We start from the raw sequence: 22,776 nt of genomic DNA on the forward strand, positions 1-22,776 counted from the left end.
GCGGAGAACCTGTGGTTGCTGCTGTTCGACTTCATCACGGGGTCCCTGGGTTTGTCCGTTGGGGGAAACCCCCCCCGCGCCCCCCCGCACCCACACCGGCGGGGGCGCCGCGCCCACGCCCTCGATACTCTGGCCGCCACACTGTTCGGGCAGGTGAACCAGGGGGCTGGCAGGCGATGGCGGAAGTGTTACTCGACGGCCGGTACCGGCTGGTCCGGCTGCTCGGCCGAGGCGGCATGGGCGAGGTCTGGCAGGCCCACGACGCCCGCATCGGCCGCGAGGTCGCGGTGAAGATCGTGACCGCCGGCGGCCTGAGCGGCGAGGCGCTGGCCCGCTTCGACCGCGAGGCCCGCATCATCGGCGGCCTGTCCGGACCGTCCATCGTGACGGTGCACGACTACGGGCACGACGACTACGCCGGCGAGAACGTGCCCTACCTGGTCATGGAACTCGTCGCCGGCCGCACCATCGCCGACCGGGTCCGCACCGACGGCCCGGTGGCCCCGCGGGCCGCGCTGGAGTGGGCGGTCCAGATCTGCGAGGCGCTGACCGTGGCCCACGCGGCGAACGTGGTGCACCGGGACATCAAGCCGAGCAATGTGATGGTGAGCGACGCCGGCGTGGTGAAGGTCCTGGACTTCGGCATCGCCCGCTTCGTCGAGGGCGAGCAGACGCTGACCGACCTGACCGCGACCGGCATGGTCATCGGCAGCGCCGAGTACATGTCCCCGGAACAGGCGCAGGGCGGTCACCTCGACGCCCGCTCCGACCTGTACTCGCTGGGCTGCCTGCTCTACTTCGCCCTGACCGGCCGCGGCCCGTTCGAGGCCGACACCCCGCTGAGTGTGGCGCTGCTCCATGTGTCGCGGACACCGGAGGCGCCGAGCCGTTATCGGCAGGGCATTCCGGCCGCGGTGGACCAGTTGGTGCTGACGCTGTTGGCGAAGGATCCGCAGGACCGGCCGGGGGGCGCGCTGACGGTCGGACAGTGGATCAGGAACCTGCTTTTGCGGGAGGAGGACCCGGCGACCGTCAAGCTCGCCAACGAGACGCCGGGCACCACAAAGCCGCTGCCGGAGTCGGAGCGGATCACCGCGCCGATCGCGGCCGTCCCGCTGCCCGCGCCCACCCCGCAGATCGCGTTCACGCCGCCGCCCACGTCCCCGAAAGAGAACCACTCCCGCCGCTGGTTCCTCTCGGGCGCAGCCGCCGTCGCCGCGGGCGGTGCGGCCGTCGGCACCTGGCTGGCGATCGGCCACAGCTCGGGTACCTCCTCCGGTCACGGCGCCGCACCGAAGACCGGTACCGGTGCCGGTGCGGGTACAGCCACCACGAGCTCGTCGGCGTTCGGCACCGAGAAATCCGCCGCCGCGCTCACCGATCCGACCCAGGTCGCCAGACTGACCGGCCAGAAGGCTCCGGTGAACCACGTCGCCTTCAGCCCGGACAGCAAGATCCTCGTCGGCGCCGCGCAGGACAACACGGCCCGCCTGTACGACGTGTCCGATCCGACGCGGCCCTCATCGCTCGGCGTCTGCGCCCGCCACACCGCGATGGTCTTCGACACCGCGGTCAGCCCCGACGGCAGGACGCTGGCCACCAGCTCGCACGACCAGTCCCTCGGGCTGTGGGACATCGGGGATCCGAGCTCGCCGCGCCTGCTGAACCAGGTGCGGCTCGGCGAGCAGCTGGCCGGGGTGCGGTTCAGCCCGGACGGCACGGTCGTGGCGGTCGGGACGTGGAGCGGCAAGGTCTTCCTGCTCGACGTGCGGCGGCCGACCGGGACGGTGCAGCAGTGGACGCTCGCCGCGCACAGCGACATCGCTTACGGCGTGGCGTTCAGCCCGGACGGCAAGACCCTGGCGACGGGATCGTTCGACAAGACCGCCAAGCTGTGGGACGTCCGCGACCCCGGCGCGGCGCGGCTGCTCGGCACCGCCGCCGGCCACACCGACCGGGTCTTCGACATCGCCTACCACCCGAACGGCGACCTGCTCGCCACCGGATCGGGGGACCATTCGCTGATCCTGTTCGACGTGTCGAACCCCGCCGCCCCCACGATCCTGACCCGCGTCGCCGAACCCGACGAGGCGACCGGGGTGGCGTTCAGCCCGGACGGCCGGATGGTCGCCAACGGCGGCGGCGCGAGCACGGTGGTCCGGCTGTACGACCTCGCCACCCCGGCCGCGCCGCGAGCCCTGCCCCCGCTCACCGGCCACACCGGCTACGCCCTCGGCGTCGCCTTCAGCCCGGACGGCAGACTCCTGGCATCCGCCGATCAGGACAACAGCATCCTGGTATGGCGCTTCTGAAGCGCCTGTCCCCCATTCACACCGGAACAGGCAACCTGTCCGGGCGACTCGACGTCTAATGGCCGTAGTCACCCGGAAAGGTTGGGTTCCATGAACCGTATTTCCGTTCTGTTCGCAGCGGGGGCGCTCGGAGCCGCCGCCCTGACAGCAGGATGCTCGGGCAGCACCGCCAAGAGCGCGGGCGCCGCCGGCGCATCGACGCCGGGCACCCCGAGCTCGGTGGCGAGCACATCCTCGCCGGCCTCGGGCCAGAACCCCGACGCCGGCACCGGATCGACATCCGCCTCGTCACCGGCCGCCGGCACCAGCTCGTCCCCGAACCCCGGCACCACTTCCTCGGCGCCCCCCTCGGCCCCCACCCACGCCGCCGGCACGGCCTGCACCACGACCGAGATGCCCTCGGGCACCTGGCGCACCGTCCCGGACAGCCAGGGCGCGGGCCACGTCGCCGCCGACATCGCCTTCCAGAACACCTCCAGCCACACCTGCACGGTCGCGGGCTTCCCCGGCATCTCCCTGCTCGCCTCCAACGACCACTCGCTCCCGACGAACGTCCTGAAGGACAACTCGGTCGCCGTCACCACCATCAGCGTGGCCCCCGGAGCCTGGGTCCACGCCGAGATGCGCTACTCGCCGAACATCCCCGGCCCGGGCGAGCCGCAGAACGGGCAGTGCGAGCCGATGACGGTGCACGCGGTGGCGCAGCTGCCGGGGGACTCGGCGTGGTCACGCGTCACGCTGGACAACCCGACGACGGTGTGCGAGAAGGGCGAGTTGCAGGTGAAGCCCTTTGTGAGCGGGCAGTCGAGTCCTGACGGGGGCTGAGGGGCCGACCTGAGGTAGCCACACCGCCGAAAACACTGAGCAGACAACGAAAACGGCCGCTGCCGGGATCACTCCCGCAGCGGCCGTCCGCGTCAGATCAGCCCTGATCAGCCCTGATCAGCCCTGATCAGCCCTGATCAGCTCCGATCAGCCAAGCTCAGCTCAGCCCTGCTTCGCCTTCGCCGCGTTCCCGCGCGAGCGCCCACGCACCTGCGCGTTCAGCTCCACCTTGCGGATCCGCACGGTGTCCGGGGTGACCTCGACGCACTCGTCCTCGCGGATGAACTCCAGCGCCTGCTCCAGCGACAGCTGGCGCGGCGGGATCAGCGTCTCGGTGACGTCGGACGTCGACGAGCGCATGTTCGTGAGCTTCTTCTCCTTGGTGATGTTCACGTCCATGTCGTCGGAGCGCGAGTTCTCACCGATGATCATGCCTTCGTAGACCTCGGTGGTGGGCTGCACGAACATCGTGCCGCGCTCCTGGAGGTTCATCATCGCGAACGGGGTCGCGGCGCCCGCGCGGTCGGCCACCAGGGAGCCGGAGGTGCGGGTGCGCAGCTCGCCGTACCAGGGCTCGTAGCCCTCGAACACCGCGTGCGCGATGCCGGTGCCGCGGGTCAGGGTCAGGAACTCGGTGCGGAAGCCGATCAGGCCGCGGGAGGGGACCACGAACTCCATGCGGACCCAGCCGGTGCCGTGGTTCGTCATGGTCTCCATGCGGCCCTTGCGGTTGCCCTGGATCAGCTGGGTCACCGCGCCCAGGAACTCCTCGGGGCAGTCGATGGTCAGGCGCTCGACCGGCTCGTTCAGCTTGCCGTCGATGTTCTTGGTGACCACCTGCGGCTTGCCGACGGTGAGCTCGAAGCCCTCCCGGCGCATGGTCTCCACCAGGATGGCCAGCGCCAGCTCGCCGCGGCCCTGCACCTCCCAGGCGTCGGGGCGCTCGGTGGGCAGCACGCGCAGCGAGACGTTGCCGACCAGTTCGCGGTCCAGGCGGTCCTTCACCAGGCGCGCGGTGATCTTGGTGCCCTTGGTCGGGCCGCGGCCCACCAGCGGGGAGGTGTTGGTGCCGATGGTCATCGAGATCGCCGGCTCGTCGACGGTGATCAGCGGCAGCGGACGCGGGTCCTCCGGGTCGGCCAGGGTGTCGCCGATCATGATCTCCGGGATGCCGGCGATGGCGATGATGTCGCCGGGGCCGGCGGACTCGGCCGGCTTGCGCTCCAGCGCCTCGGTCATCAGCAGCTCGGTGATCTTGACCCGCTCGATCGTGCCGTCGTGGCGGCACCAGGCCACCTGCTGGCCCTTGCGGATCTCGCCCTGGTGCACCCGGCACAGCGCGATGCGGCCCAGGAAGTTGGAGGCGTCCAGGTTGGTGACGTGCGCCTGCAGCGGCGCGCCCTCGGTGAAGGAGGGGGCCGGGATGGTCTCCAGGATGGTCTTGAACAGCGGCAGCAGGTTCTCCGAGTCCAGCTCCCCGCCCTGGCCGTTGCCGGACGAGCCGGGCACCGGCTTGGTCAGCGTGGCCTTGCCGTCGCGGGCGATGGCGTAGACGATCGGGAACTCGATCTGCTCCTCGGTGGCGTCCAGGTCCATGAACAGCTCGTAGGTCTCGTCGATGACCTCGTCGACCCGGGAGTCCGGGCGGTCCACCTTGTTGATCAGCAGGATCACCGGCATCTTCGCGGCCAGCGCCTTGCGCAGCACGAAGCGGGTCTGCGGCAGCGGGCCCTCGGAGGCGTCGACCAGCAGCACGACGCCGTCCACCATGGACAGGCCGCGCTCCACCTCGCCGCCGAAGTCGGCGTGCCCGGGGGTGTCGATGATGTTGATCACCACGTCCTCGCCATCGGGACCGCGGTAGTGCACCGCGGTGTTCTTGGCGAGGATGGTGATCCCCTTTTCGCGCTCCAGGTCGTTGGAGTCCATGGCGCGCTCGTCGACGTGCTGGTGTTCGCCGAACGCGCCGGACTGCCACAGCATCGCGTCGACCAGCGTCGTCTTTCCGTGGTCGACGTGCGCGACGATCGCCACGTTCCTGATGTTGTCGCGTGTGGGCATGCCTGAGCGCTCCTTGGCAGAAGGGGATACCTACCCATCGTACGGGGTCCGGAATCCCCCCGCTTACCGTCAGTGCCCAGCCGCACGGCGTGAGGGTTAACTCCGGGCTACGCCATGGCGGCGGACACCGGGAGTGATATGGCGACCGTCACATCGTCGGGCCGGTCACCCGTTGGCGGCGATCATGACCAGCGCCCGGCCGTCGGCCACGACCACCCCGCCGGGCACGGCCGTCCACACCGGGTCCACCCCCGGGACGAACCCCGCGACCGTGTACTTCCAGCGGGTCCGCCCGCCGGCCAGGTCCACGGACCACCAGCTGCCCTGGTCGTCGCAGACGTACACGTTGCCGTCCGCGAGCTGCGGCGCACCGGCGTCGGAGGCGATGGTGAAGGAACCGGGACCCTGCGAGTGCCACAGCACGTTGCCGGACTTCGCGTCGACGGCGTAGACACCGTGGCGGGACAAGGCGACGACGGAGTTCGCGTCGGGCGAACGGGCGATCAGCGAGAGCGAACCGGTGTCCCCGGCCGGCTCCGGCAGCACCGTGCTCCACGTGGGCTGACCGCTCGCCACGGACCCGCCGACCAGGGTGTCGCCGTTCGGCGCCCCGGTGAACAGGAGCACGTACTGGTCGCCGACGTACGCGGCCTTGCTGAGCGACACCTGGCTGTAGTCCGCCGCGGTCTTCAGCGGATGGGTCCACACCTGTTGACCGGCGCTGTTCCAGGCCATGTAGGTCCCGGAGGTGTTCGGGGCCGAGGCACCGGCGGTCAGGACCTGGGTGCCGTCGGCCGGCACCGCGAGCGTGGCGAACTCCACACCGCTCTTCTGCCAGACGGGCCTACCGGAGGCGGCGTCCAGGGCCCAGAGGAAGGGGTCGGGCCCGGCCAGCCCGACCACGAACACCATGCCGTTCAGCGCGCCGCCGATCCGCACGCCTGCCGAACCCTGAGGTATCGGCGTCCGCCACCGCTGCGCACCGGTCTCGACGTCCAGCGCGAGCACGTCGCCGCCGGCCGCGCCGGCGTCGGACGCGACGATCAGACAGACGACACCGCCGACGACCACGCCGTTGCCAGACCCCGGGACGCCGGCGGCCCGCACCGGTCCCCACTTCGCATTGGAGCCGAGGTCGTAGCCGGAGACCCCGTTCGCGGCAGCCACGACGAGCACGCCGCCGCCGGCGGCCAGCGACGTGACCGTGCCGACATCGGGCAGCTGCCAGAAGGGCGCCGCGTCGGGTCCCTGCAGGGTGCCGGCCGCGCCTACCGGCGGCGAGAGCGGGCCGCCCGGCGGAAGCGGACGCCGCCCGGCGGACGACGCGGTGTCGGAGGCGCTGGGGGGCGCCATGCCCGGCTCGGGGGCGGAGGACTTGGTGACGGACGGCACGGCGCCTACGGAACCCGCAGAAGGCTGCGCGTCGGCGGCGGTCGTGGTGCCGGAGCTGCCGCCGAGCCCGAGGGCCACAGCGGTGCCGCCGCCCACGACGACGGCCGCGCCGCCGAGGGCGAGCAGAAGGTTGCGGCGGCTGGGGGCGGGATTGCCGGCCGGCTGCTGCGGGCCGGTAGGGGCCGCGCCGTAACCGGAGGGCGCTGGGCCGAAGTCGGGTATCTGGCCGCCGGGTGCGGACGCTGGTGCGGGTGCGAAGGCCGCGCCTCCATCAGCCTGCTGCGGTATCGCGGGCATCGGGCCAGTCGCCGGACCACCGGGTGCGGGCCCGAACGCCGCGCTCCCATCAGCCTGCTGCGGCACCGCCGCCATCGAACCGGTCGCGGCCGCCGCGAAACCCGGCGCCTGGCCACCGGCCACCGGCGCGACCGGCACAACCGGCACAACCGGAGCCACCACGATCGTCGCGTTGGCGTCCTCCCCCGCCGCCGCCCCGCCCCCGCCGCCGCCGAACCCCTCCGCGACCGCCGCCCGCACATCCGCGGCCACCGCCGCCGGCAGCCATCCGCTCCCCAGCGGAATCGGCGCCCGCCGCCGCACGTACTCCAGCACCTGCTGCGGCTGCGCGCGGCTGTTCGCGTCCTTCTGGAAGCACCCGCGGATCAGCTCCGACAGCGCCGCCGGCAGCTTGCCCAGCACCGGCGAGGACTTCGCGACCCGCTTCTTCACCTCCTCGGCCCGCCCCTCGCCGAACGGCGCGCGGCCGGTCGTGGCGAAGAACAGCGTCGAGCCCAGCGCGAACATGTCCGCCGACGGGGTCACCGTCCGGCCCAGTGCCTGCTCCGGCGCCAGGAAGCCGGCCATGCCGATCTCGGCCGCGCCGTCGAACGCGCGCGCCAGCGCGAAGTCCACGACGCGCGGCCCCTCGGGCGTCAGCAGCACCGTGCCGGGGCGCAGGTCGCCGTGCATCACGCCGGCGGCGTGCAGGGCCGCGAGCGCCTCGGCCAGGCCCGCGGCCAGGGTCAGCAGCGCCGGCTCGGGCAGCGGCCCGTGGTCGGCCACCGCCTTGGCCAGCGCGACCCCCGCGACGTACTCCGACGCCAGCCACGGCGCCGGCGACTCCAGGTCCGCCGCCAGCACCGGCGCGACGTACGGCCCCGCGACCGTGCGCGCCGCCGCGATGTCGGCCGCGAGCCGGGCCTTGACGGTCTGGTCGGCCAGCAGATCAGGACGCAGCGTCCGGACCGCGACGGCCCGGCCGTCGTCCGAGCGCGCCCCGTACAGCGGACCGAGCTCACCGACGCCGAGCCGGCCGATCGTCGTGTAGGGGCCGACCCTGCGCGGGTCCCCCTCGATCAACGGCCCCATCACCGATCCGGGCGCCCCGGGCGCTCCGACCATCGCGACCACTCCTTGATCACGGCCGCTTCGCGCGCGCCGTTTCCCGTTTCCCCGTCGCGCCGTCGGCGCGTTGAGCGTCGTGCCGAGGAGCATGATGCCAAACCCTTGTCGGTCCCCCCGCCGTCCGGGCCCTGATCAGCGGTCGGTAGGATGTGACGTAGATCACGTTTCCACTACTCCGGGTGACGCGTTCTATGGAATCTGACGCGATGTCCATTAGAGTTCGCGCAGCTCCTCAGAGCCCTGCCTAATCCGAAGCGACACGCCCAAGTGCAAGACATCAGTGTAAGAACATTGCCCGTCTGGGAGACACAAGTCGATGGCGACTGACACCATCGCGCCCGGCCCCGAGGCACCCGCCCCGCTGAGCCCGGCGCGCGCACAGATCGAACAGAAGACGCTGCGCACAGACAGGTGGTGGCTCAGTCCGCTCCTGACGATGCTCGTGCTAGTCGCCTTCATCTTCTACGCGACGTTCCGCGCGTTCCAGAACGCCGACTACTACGCGGACGGCCTGATCTCGCCGTTCTACAGCCCGTGCATCTCCACCAACTGTGTGCCGGACTCGCCCCTGGGCGGCTTCACGTTCATCGGCTCGTGGTGGAAGCTCTCGCCGGCGCTGCTCATCCTGATCTTCCCGCTGGGATTCCGGATGACCTGCTACTACTACCGCAAGGCCTACTACCGGGCCTTCTGGCAGTCGCCGCCGGCCTGCGCCGTCGCCGAGCCGCACGGCAAGTACACCGGCGAGGGCCGCTTCCCGCTGATCCTGAACAACGCGCACCGGTACTTCTTCTACGCGGGTCTGATCTTCAACGTCATCCTCACCTGGGACGCGATCCTGGCCTTCCGCAACGCCGACGGCGCCTGGGGCCACATGAGCCTGGGCACGCTGGTGCTGCTGGCCAACGCCAGCCTGCTGTGGCTGTACTCGGCGTCGTGCCACTCCTGCCGCCACATCATGGGCGGCAAGCTCAAGCACTTCTCCAAGCACCCCCTGCGCTACAAGGGGTGGACGCTGGTGTCGAAGCTGAACCACAGGCACATGCTCTTCGCGTGGATTTCGCTGTTCGGCGTGGCGCTGACGGACGCTTATGTCGCCCTGGTGGCCAACGGCACGTTCAGCAACCCGACGTTCTTCTAAAGGATCAGTGCGCAATCATGACTGACAACACCGAGAACGCAGAGAACATCGAGCGCCACTCCTACGACGTGGTGGTGATCGGGGCCGGCGGCGCCGGACTGCGGGCCGCGATCGAGGCCCGGCACGCGGGCAAGCGCGTGGCGATCATCAGCAAGTCGCTGTTCGGCAAGGCGCACACCGTGATGGCCGAGGGCGGCGCGGCCGCGGCCATGGGCAACGTGAACCCGAAGGACAACTGGCAGGTCCACTTCCGCGACACGATGCGCGGCGGCAAGTTCCTGAACCACTTCCGGATGGCCGAGCTGCACGCCAAGGAGGCCCCGGAGCGCATCTGGGAGCTGGAGGCCTGGGGCGCGCTGTTCGACCGCACCAAGGACGGCAAGATCAGCCAGCGCAACTTCGGCGGGCACGAGTACCCGCGGCTGGCGCACGTCGGCGACCGCACCGGACTGGAGCTGATCCGGACCCTGCAGCAGCGCGTGGTCGCGTTGCAGCAGGAGGACAAGGCTTCCACCGGCGAGTACGAGGGCAGCCTGCGCGTCTTCGCCGAGACCACGATCGTCCGGCTGCTCAAGGACGAGCAGGGCCGGATCGCCGGCGCCATCGGGTACTACCGCGAGACCGGCCAGTTCGTGCTCTTCGAGGCCCCGGCGGTGATCATGGCCACCGGCGGCATCGGCCGCAGCTACACCGTCACCAGCAACAGCTGGGAGTACACCGGCGACGGCCACGCGCTGGCCCTGCTCGCCGGCGCGGCGCTGGTGAACATGGAGTTCATCCAGTTCCACCCGACCGGCATGGTCTGGCCGCCCTCGGTGAAGGGCATCCTGGTCACCGAGTCGGTCCGCGGCGACGGCGGCGTGCTCCGCAACAGCGAGGGCAAGCGCTTCATGTTCGACTACGTGCCGGACGTCTTCCGCAAGCAGTACGCGGAGACCGAGGAGGAAGCCGACCGCTGGTACACCGACCAGGAGAACAACCGGCGTCCCCCGGAGCTGCTGCCCCGCGACGAGGTGGCGCGCTCGATCAACTCCGAGGTGAAGGCCGGCCGCGGCACCCCGAACGGCGGCGTGTACCTGGACGTGTCCACGCGGCTGCCGGCCGAGGAGATCCGCCGCCGGCTGCCGTCGATGTACCACCAGTTCAAGGAGCTGGCCGACGTCGACATCACGGCGCAGCCGATGGAGGTCGGCCCGACGTGCCACTACGTCATGGGCGGCATCGAGGTCGACCCGGACACCCAGGGCACGAACGTCCCGGGCCTGTACGCGGCCGGCGAGTGCTCCGGCGGCATGCACGGCTCCAACCGCCTGGGCGGCAACTCGCTGTCCGACCTGCTGGTCTTCGGCCGCCGCGCGGGCCTGCACGCCGCGGAGTACGTGGACGGACTCGGCACGGCCGCCAAGCCCGCGGTGGTCGAGGCCGACGTGGACGCCGCGGTCGAGGAGGCGCTGGCCCCGCTGGGCAACCCGGACGGCGAGAACCCGTACACGCTGCACCACGACCTGCAGGTCTCGATGAACACGCTGGTCGGCATCATCCGCAAGCCCGAAGAGGTGAGCGAGGCGCTGGTCAAGCTGGAGGACTTCAAGCCCCGGCACAAGAAGGTCGGCTCGGTCGGCGGGCGCCGCTTCAACCCCGGCTGGCACGTCGCGCTGGACCTGCGCAACATGCTGATCGTCAGCGAGTGCGTGGCCAAAGCGGCGCTGGAGCGCGAGGAGTCCCGCGGCGGGCACACCCGCGACGACTTCCCGGCGATGTCCTCGAAGTGGCGGCAGGTCAACCTGATCTGCACGCTGAAGGAGGACGGCTCCGGCGTGGACCTCAAGCACCAGCCGATCCCGACGATCCGTCCGGACCTGTTGGGTCTGTTCGAGATCTCGGAGCTGACGAAGTACTTCACGGACGAGGAGCTGGCGGTTCTCGGGAATCAGGCCGAGCCGGGGGCCGAGGCTGACGCGGCGCCGGAAGCGAAGGCTGACGCGCTGCCGGAAGCCGCTGCCAAGCCCGATGAGGCCGAGACCGAGGCTGAGGCCGCGACCGACCCCAAGGCTGAGACCGAGGCTGAGGCTGAGACCGAGGCTGAGGCCGCGGCCGAGCCCAAGGCCGAGACCGAACCCGCCGCGATCCCCGGTCAGAACAACGGCGACGCCGAGGCCGAGAAGCAGACCGCCGCCGCCGAGGCCGAGGCCCAGACGGACGACGCCAAGTCCGAGACCGCCGCCGAGGAGAAGTGACATGGGCTACAAAGGCAAGTTCAAGGTCTGGCGCGGCGACGCGTCCGGCGGCGACCTGAAAGACTTCGAGGTCGAGATCAACGAGGGCGAGGTCGTCCTCGACATCATCCACCGGCTGCAGGCGACGCAGGCCCCGGACATGGCGTGCCGCTGGAACTGCAAGGCCGGCAAGTGCGGCTCCTGCTCGGCGGAGATCAACGGCAAGCCCCGTCTGATGTGCATGACCCGCATGTCGACGTTCGAGCAGGACGAGACCGTCACCGTCACCCCGCTGCGCACCTTCCCGGTGATCAAGGACCTGGTGACGGACGTCGGCTTCAACTACACCAAGGCCCGCGAGGTGAAGTCCTTCACCCCGCCCAAGGACCTGAAGCCCGGCGAGTACCGCATGCAGCAGATCGACGTGGAGCGCTCGCAGGAGTTCCGCAAGTGCATCGAGTGCTACCTGTGCCAGAACACCTGCCACGCGGTGCGCGATCACGAGGAGAACAAGGAGAACTTCGCGGGCCCGCGCTACCTGATGCGCGTCGCGGAGCTCGACATGCACCCCCTGGACACCGCCGACCGCAAGAAGGCGGCCCAGGAGGAGCACGGCCTCGGCTTCTGCAACATCACGAAGTGCTGCACCGAGGTCTGCCCGGAGCACATCCACATCACGGACAACGCGCTGATCCCGCTGAAGGAGCGCGTGGTCGACAAGAAGTACGACCCGCTGGTGTGGCTGGGTAACAAGATCCGGCGGCGGACGTCGTCCGACGCCTGAGGGAGCGAGCGGTGAGCAAGGGCCTGGGGCCGCGGTCTTAGGACCGCGGCCCCAGGCGCATCCGCGCAGGATCTGCGATAAAGGATCCATGGCTCCCACGCACGCCCTGAACCACGAGCAGGTCGCCGCTTACCTCGGCCGCATCGGTATCGGCACCGGCACCGGCATCGACACCGGCACCGGCACGGCCGGGCAGCCGGTCGCGCCCGACGCCGACACCCTCCGCCGCCTGCACAGCGCACACCTGCACACCGTCCCGTTCGAGAACCTGAGCATCCACCTCGACGAACCGGTCCCGCTGGACGGCACCGCGCTGTTCGAGAAGATCGTCGGGCACCGCCGGGGCGGCTTCTGCTACGAGCTGAACGGACTGTTCGCCCTGCTCCTGGAGGCACTCGGGTACCGCGTGCACCGCCTGTCGGCCCGCACCTTCAGCACCGCGCACGGCTACAGCCCGCCGCTGGACCACCTGGCGCTGCAGGTCGTCGACGGCTCCGGCGGCACCTGGCTGGCGGACGTCGGCTTCGGCCGCCACACCGAGTTCCCGCTCCGCTTCGAGGACCGCGCCGACCAGAAGGACCCCGGCGGCCTCTTCCGCATCGTGGAGAACGACGACGCGGAGTTCACCGTCCTGCGCGACGGCGAGGTCCAGTACCGCGTCGACCCGAAGCCGCTGGCGCTGGCGGACTTCACGCAGGCGTGCTGGTGGCAGTGCACGTCGCCGGAGTCGCACTTCACGCAGAACGTGATCTGCTCGCGGCTCACCGAGGACGGCCGGGTGACGCTGACCGGCGACCAGCTGATCACGACGGACGGCACCGGGCGGCGGGTCCAGGAGGTCGCCTCGGACGAGGAGCTGCTGGACCTGCTGCGGGAGCGGTTCGGGATCGAGCTGGCGCGGGCGCCGCGGCGGAAGCAGGCTTAGCGGCGCGGGGCGCCGCGGCATTCGCAGCCGGCTCAGCGGCGCGTCCAGGGCGGGGTCGGCATCGGCATCCCGCCCGAGCGGCCCTGACGGCCGATCCGAGCAGCCTCACCCCCGCAGCGCCAACTCCACACCGAACCCGACCAGCACCGCCCCGGTCACCGCGTCCATAGCCCGCTTGACCCGCCGCTTCGCGAACCACCCGCGCGCCCGGTGCGCACCCAGGATCAGCACGGTGAACCACACCATCGCCTCGAGATCGTGCGCACCGGCCAGCATCAGCCCCATGGCCAGATGCGACACGTGCGCCGGCATGAACTGCGGGAAGATCGCGATGTAGAACGCCCCGACCTTGGGATTCAGCAGATTGGTCCACGCACCCCGCAAGAACGCGCGCCCCAGCCCGGCATCGGGCACCCGCACCACCGCGTCATGAAGCTCCCCGCGCCGCGCGGCCCGCAGCATCCCGAAGCCCATCCACAGCAGGTACACCGCCCCGACGACCCGCAGCGCGGTGTACGCATCGTGCGACGCGGTCAGCAGCATCGACACCCCGGTCGCCGCCGCGGCCCCCCACACCAGCGCACCGACGTTGATCCCGAACGCGGTCGCGAACGCCTGCCGCCGCCCCAGGACCAGCGCCGACCGCAGCACCACGGCGGTGTCCAGGCCGGGGATGATCGTGATGAGGCCGGCGACGAGGGCGAAGGAGAGCAGCGCGTGGAAGACCGAACCAGTCATGGAACGGGAGTATCCCAGGGGCGCCGCGCCGCCGTTTTCCGCTGGTTGACAGCGCTAGTCGACAGGCAGATCAGCGCTGCCCGGCCGCCGCTCGATGCCACCACCCAGCTGCCCGCACCGCCGGTCAGCCTCGTCCCACGCCCGGCCACTCCCACCGCCGACCGGGCGCTCCCCCGCTACCGTGGTCCCAACCCGGTGTCCCCCAAGGCCAGCTCGAACCACACGATCTTCCCGTTCCCGGTGGTCCGCGTCCCCCACCGGGTCGCCAGCTGGTTCACCAACTGCAGCCCGCGGCCGCCCTCGTCCGTCTCCTGCGCCCGCCGCACCTGCGGCACCACGTCCAGCGCGTCCCCCACCTCCACCAGCAGCCGGTCCGTCTTCAGCATTTCCAGCGACACCGGCGAGCGCCCGTAGCGCTGCGCGTTCGTCACCAGCTCGCTCACCAGCAGCTCCGCCGTGTCCGACAGGCTGGTCATGTTCCAGTCCCGGAGCTTCGCGCGGACCTTGCGGCGGGCCTCGGACACCGCCGAGGGGTGCGCGTCCAGCTGCCAGTGCGCCTTGCGGTCCGGCGGGATGGACTGGACCTGGGCCAGCAGCAGGGTCGCGTCGTCCGAGGTGTCGCCGGTGATGCCGAGGACGTCCGTCACCGCGTCGCAGCACTCTTCCAACGAGTCGGGAGGGCAGTTCGCCAACAACGCCGCCATCACCCCGATCCCCTCATCGATGTCGCGCCCTTTGTCCTCGACCATCCCGTCCGTGTAGAACGCCAGGCGGGAGCGGTCGGGGATGTCGAACTCCTTCGTCTCGAACACCCAGCTGCGGTACGCCCCTCCGCCGACGCCCAGCGGCGGCGAGGGCGGCACGTCCAGGCCGCCGACCGTGCCGTCCGGCGCCAGCAGCAGCGGCGGCGGATGCCCGGCCCGGGACACCGCGAGCTTGCCGGTCGCCGGGTCGTAGACCGCGTAGATGCAGGTCGCCAAATGGTTCTCCGACAGCGACGCACCGAGTTCGTCCAGCTGGTGCAGCACCTGCGCCGGCGACAGGTCCAGCCCGGCGAGGGTCCGGGCCGCGGTCCGGAACTGGCCCATGATCCCGGCCGCCCGCACGCCGACGCCCATGACGTCCCCGACCACCAGCGCCACCCGCGCCCCCGACAGCTGGATCACGTCGAACCAGTCGCCGCCGACCTCCGCGCCGACCGAGCCGGGCAGGTACCGGTACGCCACCTGCACCCCCGGCAGGCTCGGTATCCGCTGCGGCAGCAGCGCGCGCTGCAACATCAGCGCCGTGGTGCGCTCGCGGAAGTACAGCCGGCCGTTGTCCATCGACACCGCGGCCCGGGTGGTGATCTCCTCGGCGACCTCGATGTCCTCCGACTCGAACGGCGGGCTCTCCGGGTGCCGGTGGAAGTGCACCACGCCCAGCAGCGCCTCGCGGGCCCACAGCGGCACCAGGATCGAGTCGCCGCCGGTGGGCTGCCACAGCAGCGTGCCGTCGACCGCGCGGATCGGCTCCTTGGCGACCGCGCTGATCCCGGCCGAGGAGTGCCAGGCCGCGCCGTCGAGCATGCGGTCGCTGATGTCGGAGTCGGTGGACCAGGCGCTGAAGCCCTCGGCCCGCACCGGGTCCGGCACAGCGCCGAAGCCCTGGTGCACCAGCACCCGGCGGCGGCGCACCGGGGCCAGCCACACCGGCCCGACCGGGCCGATCCGCTCGTCGAAGACCTCTTCCTTGATCTCGATGACGATCGCGTCGGCGAAGTCCGGCACCGCCACGTCGGCCAGTTCCCGGGCCGTGCGCTCGACGTCCAGCGCGGTGCCCATCCGCGAGCCGGCCTTGTTCACCAGCGCCAGACGCCGGCGGGCCCCGGCCGCGGCGGCCGCGGCGCGATGCCGGTCGGTGACGTCCAGGATCAGCCCGGACAGCCCGATGACCTCGCCGTCCGGACCGTGGAGCCGGTTGTAGCTGACCGACCAGACCCGCTCCTCGTCGGAGGCCGGGGTGAAACCGCCGTACTGCTCGTCGACCACCGGGATGCCGGTGCGCAGCACCTCGTCGGGGATCTCCTCCAGCCGCGGGTCCACGCCCGGCAGCACCTCGCGGACCCGCTTGCCGATGTGCTCGGAGACCGGCAGGCCGTTGATACGCTCCAGCGCGCGGTTCAGCCGGACGTAGCGTCCCTGCTCGTCGTAGACCACGATGCCGACCGGGAACTGCTCGAACAGCGAGTCCAGGACGGCGCGGTCCCGCGTGAACCGGATCAGGTCGTCGGCGGAGTTGGCGTAGCCGAACACCACCACGTGCCCCTCGCCGTCGCGCAGGCCCATGAGATGCGCGTCGACCGGCACGCTCGCCCCGGACGGGGTGACCGCGTCCAGCGCCCCGCGCGCGTCGTCACCGGAGCGCACCGCCGCGACCATCCGGTCGGCCGCCTCGCGGTCCGCGGGCCGGAACATCTCGTGGAACGGCTTGCCGATCATCTCCGTGCGCTGCCATCCCAGCAGTTCCTCGGCGTTGAGCCGGAACTCGCGGATGATCCCCTCGCCGTCGAGCATGAAGGTCGCCGAGCGTACCCGCTCGATCACTCCGGCCATCCGCCCCAGCTGACGCTGCGCGTCGCCCTCGGAGCCCTGACCGAAGACGGAGGTCGTCATGGCCCATCCCCGGCCGCGCCAGCCGGGGTTGTCCTGCCGCTCCCTGTGGGGCTGCTGCTCTTGCGGCGAGTCGGGCATGGAGAGGGCTTCGATTCTGTGCGGTCGGGAACCCCGTGTTGCGGATCCGGGTCTCCTGTGATCCTTCCCGGAATGCCGCGCCCTCAAGCAATTGATCTGACTTTCACACTATGAGAGCAGTCAAGGCGTTCCCCAGGTTTCACCAGACCGAACGCGCCAACTCCTCGACGATCGGCACGTCGGGCGTCAGCCAGTCCAGATCCAGCAATTCCCCGCGCGGGACCCACGCCAAACAGTCGTGGTCTTCCAGCGGCCGCGGCTCCGGCTGCCCGGGCTCCAGGCGCGCCAGGAAGACCCGCAACGTGAAGCGCTCGTCGATCCGGGCGTCCGCACCGATCTTCGCCCCGACGGTCACCGCCACGCCGAGTTCCTCGCGGCACTCGCGCACGACCGCCTCGGCGTCGTCCTCTCCGGGTTCGACCTTGCCGCCGGGGAACTCCCACTTCCCGGCCAGACGCGCCGGCGCCGACCGGCGCGCGCACAGCACGCTCTGGTCCCGAACGATGGCCGCGCCGACGACGATGACGGGGGTCTGGGTGGTCATTCCAGGCAGTCTAGGGCGCGCCGCCGACTACGTTCCGTAACTGACTGTTGGCCCCCTCTTGGCATCGGGTCGACAATGGGTACATGCGCCTTCTCCAGCAAGAGGAGATCTCCCCGTTGTTGGCCGACCATCCCGAGTGGACGGGCGGCGCGGAGCATCTCTCGCGCGTGTTCACCGCCGCGGACTTCCCCGCGGCCATCACCGTGGTCGACAAGGTGGCGGTCATCGCCGAGGAGATGAACCACCATCCCGACATCGACATCCGGTGGAAGACCCTGCGGTTCCGGCTCTCGACGCACTCCGCGGGCGGCGTCACCGAGCTGGACCTGGAATTGGCCCGGCGGATCGAGACCCTGCTCGCCTCGGAGTCCGGTTAGCGACCGGAGCCGGCCTGAGCCGGGCCGAGCCGGACCGAGCCGCCGTCCCCGCTACCCGAACAGCGCGTTCGTGATCCACCAGACGAAGGCCGCGCACAGCCCGGCGCACGGCAGCGTGAAGACCCACGCCCCGACGATGTTCCGCGCCACGCCCCAGCGCACCGCGCTCTTCCGCTTCGTCGCGCCGACGCCCATGATCGAGCCGGTGATGATGTGCGTGGTGGACACCGGCGCCTTCCACACGAACGCGGTGAAGTACAGCACCGCCGAGGCCACGGTCTCGGCGGCGAACCCGCGCGGCGGGTCCAGCTCGATGACCTTGCGGCCCAGCGTGCGCATGATGCGCCAGCCGCCGGCGTAGGTGCCCAGCGAGATCGCCAGCGCCGAGGACAGCAGCACCCAGTTCGGCACCGCCGACTTGGACGTCGCGTGCCCGCCGGCGATCAGCGCCAGCATGATCACGCCGATGGTCTTCTGCGCGTCCTGGATCCCGTGCCCCAGCGCCATCGCGGCGGCCGAGATGGTCTGCGAGAAGCGGAAACCGCGGGAGACCCGGCCCGGGTGCGCTTTGCGGAAGGCCCAGAGGATGCCGACCATCAGGAAGAACGCCAGGATGAACCCGACGACCGGGGAGGACACCATCGGCAGGATGACCTTCTCCCACACGCCCTTCCACTCGACCGTGGCGCCGGCGGCCAGCCCGGCGCCGATCATGCCGCCGATCAGCGCGTGGGAGGACGAGGACGGCAGACCGAAGTACCAGGTCAGCACGTTCCACACGATCGCGCCGACCAGAAGTGAGAACACGATCCACAAGCCGGCGTCGCCCGCGGGGACCTTGATGATGCCGCTGGTGATCGTCGAGGCGACTCCGCCGCCGAGCCGCAGGCCGATGTAGGAGCCGAGCAGGTTCATCACCGCGGCCATCAGCAGCGCGGCACGCGGTGTGAGCGCGCGGGTGGACACCGAGGTGGCGATGGCGTTCGCCGAGTCGTGGAAGCCGTTGGTGTAACTGAACCCCAGGGCGACGGCCACCACCGTGATCAGGCCGAGCCAGTGCACGCCTCAGGACTCCTTGACCACGATGGACTCGACCGTGTTGGCCACGTGCTCGAAGGCGTCGGCGGCCGCCTCCAGCGCGTCCACGACCTCCTTGAGCTTCATCACCGTCAGCGCGTCGTACTCCCCGGAGAACAGGTGCGCCAGCAGCTTGCGGTAGGACTGGTCGCCGGCGTTCTCCAGCCGGTTGACCTCGATCCAGTAGTCCGACAGGTCCTTCATCCCGCGCAGCTTGCGCATCGCCTCGGCGGTCAGCTCCGCGGCCCGCACCAGCGTGTCCACCTGATCGGCGACCCCGGACGGCAGCGTCTGGATGCCGTAGAGGTTGACCAGGTCGACGGCCTCTTCCATCTCGTCCATGACGTCGTCGAGCTTGGAGGCCAGCGCGTAGATGTCCTCGCGGTCGAACGGGGTGATGAAGGAGGAGTTCAGGGTGTTGTAGATCTTGTGCGTGGTCTCGTCCGCGGCGTGCTCGGCGGCCCGCATCCGCTCGGCGATCTTGGCGCGCTCGGCCCCGGCGCCGGGCCCGGTGGCGCCGAGCAGTTCGGTGAGGATGCCGGCACCGATGACGAGATGGTCAGCCTGCTCGGCGAACAGGTCGTAGAAGCTGGTCTCCCTGGGGGTCAGACGCAGTTTCACTGGAAGTCTCCGGGTCTTCAGTTGCCGTTAATCCGGGCAGAGGCTGATTGTTCTGGCTTGTTCGCCGTAAGGATGCTAGGTGCTCAACCTACCCAGCGCACAACCGAGCCACTACCGTGGCCGCTGCGGCCGAGCCTGTGTCCCGTTCTATGACGATCTTCGCGCCCGCCGATGTGATTTTCGCCATCCTCGCCGGCCCCCGGCAGCACGTCCTGATAGACGGCTCGGGAACGGTGAAGGGAACGCTGTCGGCCCCGGACCGCCTGAGTCCGGGCGCGAAGTTCGGGATGCGCATGCAGATAAGGGCCTAGCCGGTCCGGGCACCGGACGACGCCGACCCGCGCCCCCGGACCCTGGTCACCGAGACCTTCGACCCGCGAACCGCCTTCGCCCCCTGGGATTCCCCCGCCGCGACGCCCGGTCGATCGAGCAGACCCTGGAGCGGTTGCGGGCCGAGTCGCGGGTCGGAGACTGACCGGCGCGGGGCTCCGCCCGCGAGAAGCCAGTTCCGGAAGAAGCCAGTTCCGGAAGAAGCTAGTTCCGGTCCCGCTTCGGATCGGCCGGCATCAGCCCGAGCGCCCGGTCGATGACCGCCCAGTCCAGGCGCTTCTCGCTGGCCGGGTGCTCGGCCACGACCTGGAGCAGGTCGCCGTACAGCCGGATCTCGTCGAGCGCCGAGTTGTCGTACACCGAGGGCAGCGCACCGTAGCGGCCGTACGCCGAACCAGAATCCTGCTGGTAGAGCGTCATGGCTGAATCACCGCCCGTCCTCACGACCCCTTGGTCCCCGACGGTCGAGCCTATTGGGTACCGGGGCCTGCGGGTATGGCCCAACAGGACTATTTGTGGGCGCGGGTGGGGCTAGTCGGATGAGCCGAGGGGGTGGTGGCGCGGCGGCCGCGCGTGCTCGGCGCCCCGGACGGCGCGGCGGCCGGTGCGGCGGCGGGCACCACGACCGTGACCGGGGTGCCGAAGCCGAACAGCTCGGTGGCCGAGGTGGCCTGGGTGAGGACCTTGGCACCGGGGACCGCCGCGTAGGAGAAGCTCGCGACGAAGCGGCGCAGCCGACCCTCGGCGTCCAGGTACGCGTCGAACGGGATCTTGCCCTTGAAGACCTGGGCGGCGTTCTCGAGCGCCTCCTTCTCGGCTGCGGCGTTCGCCGCGGGGCCGCCGCCGTTCGCGACCGTGGCCGCCGCGGTCAGCGCGGTAGCGGCCTGGGCCAGGTCCAGCGTCCCCTGGTAGTGCGCCACCGGGACACCGCGGACGACCTCGTGGCCGACGTATTTCGCGCCCGGCTGGACACCGCCGAGCATGGCCAGGACCAACGCCGGGTCAGTGGCGCCGCCGGAGATCATCTCGCCGTCGGAGGCCTTGGCGGTGGCGCCGCGCGACCAGGCCGAAGCCGGGACCGCGGCGGCCGTCGCGGTCGCCGCCACCGCGCTTCGGCGCGCGTACAGCGCGGAGGGCGTGACCACCTCGTTCAAGGCCGCCGTGGGAGCCGTCAGGTCGATGGCGCCGACCTGCTTGCCGAAGTCGAACAGGCCCGAGCCGTGCAGGGTCAGCGTCTGCGCGGGACTCGCGGGGGTCTTGCCCTGCGCGGGGACCGCCGGAGTGTCGACGGTGACCATGGTGTCGACCTGCGCCGTCCCGGCCAGCGCGGTAGCCCCGGCCGCCCCGGTGATCGCCGCGACCGGGGCCGCGTGCAGATCCACGGCGCTGGCGGAGGTGCCGGAGCCGACCATGCTCATCGCGCCGGCGGCGACGACGGCCAGGCCGCTGACCGAGGAGACCCCGATGGCGATACGGCGACGGTTCACGGCGACCCCCTGTGGGTTCGGACGGCGGGTTGTCCCGCTGCCAACGAGCCACACCGAGCGTGGTTACGTGATGACGCGTCGATACCACCGGATCGGACGATGGCGTGCTAATGCACGCCCCGGCGATCAGACGCGCGCCGCATACTCCCGCAGCGCCTCGCCGGTCGCCTCGTCCGCCGGGAAGAACGTCTCCAGCTGCATGTCCGCGAGCGTCAGGTCGGCCGCGGAGCCGAACACCGCGGTGCAGCTGAAGAAGGTCAGCACCTGTCCGTCCCGCCGGAAGCGGAACGGCAGCACCACGCCGGCGTACAGATCCGGCTCGGGCTCGGGATCCGGATGCGGGTAGGCCACGCATTCCTTGAGCAGCGCGGTCAGCTCCGGATCGCCGGAGGCCGCCGCGCGCCGGCTCAGCGCGCGCAGCAGCCGGTCGCGGGCCTCGCCGTGGTTGACCAGGTGCGGTGCGAGCCCTTCGGGATGCAGCGTGATCCGCACCGTGTTGCCGCCGTCGGCCAGCAGGTGCGGCGCGACCAGATCGGTGAAGATCCCGACGGTCTTGTTCGCCTCGATGATGTTGGAGTGCTGGTCGTGCATCAGCGCCGGGTACGGCAGGTGCCCGGTGAGGACCACGTCGATGGCCCGGCGCACCGCGGCCATCTCCGGGCTGGCCAGCGGCCGGGCCTTGAACTCCGGCGCGTAGCCGGCCGCGACGAGCAGCTTGTTCCGCTCCCGCAGCGGCACCTCGAGCTCGTCGGCCAGCCGCAGCACCATGTCCCGGCTGGGCTTGGCGCGGCCGGTCTCCATGAAGCTCAGGTGCCGGGTGGACACCCCGCTGGCCGAGGACAGGTCGAGCTGGCTGATGTTGCGGGTGCGGCGCCAGGCCCGCAGCATGGCGCCGAAGTCGGCGGTGGTGGCCGGAGGCTGCTTCTTGAGCTGGGCCGCGGTCGGGTCGGTCGTGACGGTGGTCCGGGGCGCGGCGATCGTCGCGGTGCTCATGGCCTCACGATACGAAAGGCGGCCCGACTGTTCGACCGGAAAAGACCGGGCGGCCCGTCCGCCGCCGGCCGGCCGACTGAAAGCGTGTCCTTATATAAGGACACGACGGCAGTTCCGCGCCGGGCTACATCGCCGCCATCGACACCCCGATGAAGTGCAGCGAGAACGCCGCGATGGTCAGCGTGTGGAACACCTCGTGGAAGCCGAACCAGCGCGGCGAGAGGTCCGGGCGCTTCGTGCCGTAGACCAGCGCGCCCACCGAGTAGAGCACCCCGCCGACCACCATCATGAGCAGGATCGCCACGCCGCCGGAGTGCAGGAACTGGGGCAGGAAGAACACCGCGGCCCAGCCCAGCGCCACGTAGCACGGGGTGTAGATCCAGCGCGGCGCCCCGAGCCAGAAGATCCGGAAGGCGATGCCCACCAGGGCGCCGATCCAGACGGTGTACAGCAGCGCGCGCTCGGCGCTCCCGTGCAGCAGGAGCACCGTGAACGGGGTGTAGGTGCCGGCGATGATCAGGAAGATGTTGGCGTGGTCCAGGCGGCGCAGGATCGCCTCGCCGCGCGGGCCCCAGGTGCGCCGGTGGTACAGCGCCGAGGTGCCGAACAGCATGACGGCGGAGAAGGCGAACACGGTGGAGGCGACCCGCGCCCGACCGTTGTCCGCCAGTGCGATCAGCACGATCCCGCCCGCCAGGGCCAGGGGCGCGGCGCACAGGTGCAGCCAGCCGCGCAGCTTGGGCTTCATCGGGGTGACGGCGGTCGATACGGCATCCACAAGCGGCATAACCGGAGGGTAACTTACGGAAGCGTAACT

General features: G+C 70.8%; 19 protein-coding genes. 8 read left to right on the forward strand and 11 right to left on the reverse strand.

Translation table 11 applies throughout. The features are described 5' to 3' along the window. The first annotated feature begins 176 nt into the window (after positions 1-176). Together ABH926_RS22790 and ABH926_RS22795 are read left to right on the forward strand one after the other, a co-directional pair. A complete protein-coding gene (locus ABH926_RS22790) occupies positions 177-2,312 on the forward strand; it encodes a WD40 repeat domain-containing serine/threonine protein kinase (RefSeq protein WP_370367742.1) in 2,136 nt (711 codons plus the stop codon). Between the two features lie 90 nt (positions 2,313-2,402). Next, positions 2,403-3,137 carry a DUF4232 domain-containing protein gene (locus ABH926_RS22795; protein ID WP_370367743.1) on the forward strand — a complete coding sequence of 245 codons (735 nt, stop codon included), beginning with the start codon at positions 2,403-2,405 and terminating at the stop codon, positions 3,135-3,137. A 162-nt stretch (positions 3,138-3,299) separates the two neighbouring features. Here ABH926_RS22795 and typA read toward each other — a convergent pair whose 3' ends face one another. Further along, on the reverse strand, positions 3,300-5,198 hold the full coding sequence (gene typA / locus ABH926_RS22800) for a translational GTPase TypA (RefSeq protein ID WP_370367744.1): 1,899 nt from the start codon (positions 5,196-5,198) through the stop codon (positions 3,300-3,302). 165 nt (positions 5,199-5,363) lie between these two features. Next, positions 5,364-7,991, reverse strand: a complete 2,628-nt coding sequence (locus tag ABH926_RS22805) for a PQQ-binding-like beta-propeller repeat protein (protein ID WP_370367745.1) — start codon at positions 7,989-7,991, stop codon at positions 5,364-5,366. Between the two features lie 319 nt (positions 7,992-8,310). Between ABH926_RS22805 and ABH926_RS22810 the strand changes: the two genes are divergently transcribed. The 4 genes from ABH926_RS22810 to ABH926_RS22825 all read left to right on the forward strand — a co-directional run bounded on the left by ABH926_RS22810 (position 8,311) and on the right by ABH926_RS22825 (position 13,060). Beyond that, the gene (locus ABH926_RS22810) at positions 8,311-9,135 is read left to right on the forward strand and encodes a hypothetical protein (RefSeq protein ID WP_370367746.1); all 825 of its coding nucleotides are present in this window, start codon (positions 8,311-8,313) and stop codon (positions 9,133-9,135) included. 17 nt (positions 9,136-9,152) lie between these two features. Then, positions 9,153-11,372 (forward strand): fumarate reductase/succinate dehydrogenase flavoprotein subunit, encoded by a 2,220-nt coding sequence (locus ABH926_RS22815; protein WP_370367747.1) that lies wholly within the window; start codon positions 9,153-9,155, stop codon positions 11,370-11,372. A gap of 1 nt (position 11,373) precedes the next feature. After that, the gene (locus ABH926_RS22820; RefSeq protein ID WP_370367748.1) at positions 11,374-12,135 is read left to right on the forward strand and encodes a succinate dehydrogenase/fumarate reductase iron-sulfur subunit; all 762 of its coding nucleotides are present in this window, start codon (positions 11,374-11,376) and stop codon (positions 12,133-12,135) included. Positions 12,136-12,223: 88 nt separating this feature from the next. Then, on the forward strand, positions 12,224-13,060 hold the full coding sequence (locus ABH926_RS22825; protein WP_370367749.1) for an arylamine N-acetyltransferase: 837 nt from the start codon (positions 12,224-12,226) through the stop codon (positions 13,058-13,060). A gap of 105 nt (positions 13,061-13,165) precedes the next feature. On the opposite strand, the gene ABH926_RS22830 is transcribed toward ABH926_RS22825, so the two are convergent. The 3 genes from ABH926_RS22830 to ABH926_RS22840 all read right to left on the reverse strand — a co-directional run bounded on the left by ABH926_RS22830 (position 13,166) and on the right by ABH926_RS22840 (position 17,074). Next, positions 13,166-13,798, reverse strand: coding sequence for a LysE family translocator (locus ABH926_RS22830; RefSeq protein WP_370367750.1), 633 nt, complete (start codon positions 13,796-13,798; stop codon positions 13,166-13,168). 176 nt (positions 13,799-13,974) lie between these two features. Beyond that, on the reverse strand, positions 13,975-16,452 hold the full coding sequence (locus ABH926_RS22835; protein ID WP_370367751.1) for a SpoIIE family protein phosphatase: 2,478 nt from the start codon (positions 16,450-16,452) through the stop codon (positions 13,975-13,977). A 217-nt stretch (positions 16,453-16,669) separates the two neighbouring features. After that, on the reverse strand, positions 16,670-17,074 hold the full coding sequence (locus ABH926_RS22840; RefSeq protein WP_370367752.1) for a (deoxy)nucleoside triphosphate pyrophosphohydrolase: 405 nt from the start codon (positions 17,072-17,074) through the stop codon (positions 16,670-16,672). 83 nt (positions 17,075-17,157) lie between these two features. Here ABH926_RS22840 and ABH926_RS22845 point away from each other — a divergent pair, with 83 nt between their 5' ends. Continuing rightward, positions 17,158-17,451, forward strand: a complete 294-nt coding sequence (locus tag ABH926_RS22845; RefSeq protein ID WP_370367754.1) for a 4a-hydroxytetrahydrobiopterin dehydratase — start codon at positions 17,158-17,160, stop codon at positions 17,449-17,451. 51 nt (positions 17,452-17,502) lie between these two features. Here ABH926_RS22845 and ABH926_RS22850 read toward each other — a convergent pair whose 3' ends face one another. After that, a complete protein-coding gene (locus ABH926_RS22850) occupies positions 17,503-18,513 on the reverse strand; it encodes an anion permease (protein ID WP_370367755.1) in 1,011 nt (336 codons plus the stop codon). Between the two features lie 3 nt (positions 18,514-18,516). Continuing rightward, positions 18,517-19,149 carry a DUF47 domain-containing protein gene (locus ABH926_RS22855; RefSeq protein WP_370367756.1) on the reverse strand — a complete coding sequence of 211 codons (633 nt, stop codon included), beginning with the start codon at positions 19,147-19,149 and terminating at the stop codon, positions 18,517-18,519. 149 nt (positions 19,150-19,298) lie between these two features. On the opposite strand from ABH926_RS22855, the gene ABH926_RS22860 reads away from it, so the two are divergent. Then, positions 19,299-19,460: a hypothetical protein gene (locus tag ABH926_RS22860; RefSeq protein ID WP_370367757.1), complete on the forward strand. Its 162-nt coding sequence runs from the start codon at positions 19,299-19,301 to the stop codon at positions 19,458-19,460. Positions 19,461-19,683: 223 nt separating this feature from the next. Here the strand turns inward: ABH926_RS22860 and ABH926_RS22865 are convergent, their stop codons facing one another. The 4 genes from ABH926_RS22865 to ABH926_RS22880 form a co-directional block, all read right to left on the reverse strand. After that, entirely contained in the window at positions 19,684-19,899 is a 216-nt protein-coding gene (locus ABH926_RS22865) for a hypothetical protein (RefSeq protein ID WP_370336942.1), read from the reverse strand. A gap of 89 nt (positions 19,900-19,988) precedes the next feature. Then, positions 19,989-20,966, reverse strand: a complete 978-nt coding sequence (locus ABH926_RS22870; protein ID WP_370367758.1) for a hypothetical protein — start codon at positions 20,964-20,966, stop codon at positions 19,989-19,991. 126 nt (positions 20,967-21,092) lie between these two features. Further along, positions 21,093-21,854 (reverse strand): helix-turn-helix domain-containing protein, encoded by a 762-nt coding sequence (locus ABH926_RS22875; protein WP_370368010.1) that lies wholly within the window; start codon positions 21,852-21,854, stop codon positions 21,093-21,095. A gap of 229 nt (positions 21,855-22,083) precedes the next feature. Then, positions 22,084-22,746: a hemolysin III family protein gene (locus ABH926_RS22880; protein ID WP_370367759.1), complete on the reverse strand. Its 663-nt coding sequence runs from the start codon at positions 22,744-22,746 to the stop codon at positions 22,084-22,086. Positions 22,747-22,776 lie beyond the last annotated feature (30 nt).

The organism is Catenulispora sp. GP43 (assembly GCF_041260665.1).
In the GTDB taxonomy this organism is placed as follows: domain Bacteria; phylum Actinomycetota; class Actinomycetes; order Streptomycetales; family Catenulisporaceae; genus Catenulispora.

What these genes read in the sequence shown, in the direction of transcription:
- ABH926_RS22790 (WP_370367742.1), top strand. Translation starts at nt 177, where the DNA reads ATGGCGGAAGTGTTACTCGACGGCCGGTACCGGCTGGTCCGGCTGCTC.
- ABH926_RS22795 (WP_370367743.1), top strand. Translation starts at nt 2,403, where the DNA reads ATGAACCGTATTTCCGTTCTGTTCGCAGCGGGGGCGCTCGGAGCCGCC.
- typA (WP_370367744.1), bottom strand. Translation starts at nt 5,198, where the DNA reads ATGCCCACACGCGACAACATCAGGAACGTGGCGATCGTCGCGCACGTC.
- ABH926_RS22805 (WP_370367745.1), bottom strand. Translation starts at nt 7,991, where the DNA reads ATGGTCGGAGCGCCCGGGGCGCCCGGATCGGTGATGGGGCCGTTGATC.
- ABH926_RS22810 (WP_370367746.1), top strand. Translation starts at nt 8,311, where the DNA reads ATGGCGACTGACACCATCGCGCCCGGCCCCGAGGCACCCGCCCCGCTG.
- ABH926_RS22815 (WP_370367747.1), top strand. Translation starts at nt 9,153, where the DNA reads ATGACTGACAACACCGAGAACGCAGAGAACATCGAGCGCCACTCCTAC.
- ABH926_RS22820 (WP_370367748.1), top strand. Translation starts at nt 11,374, where the DNA reads ATGGGCTACAAAGGCAAGTTCAAGGTCTGGCGCGGCGACGCGTCCGGC.
- ABH926_RS22825 (WP_370367749.1), top strand. Translation starts at nt 12,224, where the DNA reads ATGGCTCCCACGCACGCCCTGAACCACGAGCAGGTCGCCGCTTACCTC.
- ABH926_RS22830 (WP_370367750.1), bottom strand. Translation starts at nt 13,798, where the DNA reads ATGACTGGTTCGGTCTTCCACGCGCTGCTCTCCTTCGCCCTCGTCGCC.
- ABH926_RS22835 (WP_370367751.1), bottom strand. Translation starts at nt 16,452, where the DNA reads ATGACGACCTCCGTCTTCGGTCAGGGCTCCGAGGGCGACGCGCAGCGT.
- ABH926_RS22840 (WP_370367752.1), bottom strand. Translation starts at nt 17,074, where the DNA reads ATGACCACCCAGACCCCCGTCATCGTCGTCGGCGCGGCCATCGTTCGG.
- ABH926_RS22845 (WP_370367754.1), top strand. Translation starts at nt 17,158, where the DNA reads ATGCGCCTTCTCCAGCAAGAGGAGATCTCCCCGTTGTTGGCCGACCAT.
- ABH926_RS22860 (WP_370367757.1), top strand. Translation starts at nt 19,299, where the DNA reads ATGACGATCTTCGCGCCCGCCGATGTGATTTTCGCCATCCTCGCCGGC.
- ABH926_RS22865 (WP_370336942.1), bottom strand. Translation starts at nt 19,899, where the DNA reads ATGACGCTCTACCAGCAGGATTCTGGTTCGGCGTACGGCCGCTACGGT.
- ABH926_RS22875 (WP_370368010.1), bottom strand. Translation starts at nt 21,854, where the DNA reads ATGCTGCGGGCCTGGCGCCGCACCCGCAACATCAGCCAGCTCGACCTG.
- ABH926_RS22880 (WP_370367759.1), bottom strand. Translation starts at nt 22,746, where the DNA reads ATGCCGCTTGTGGATGCCGTATCGACCGCCGTCACCCCGATGAAGCCC.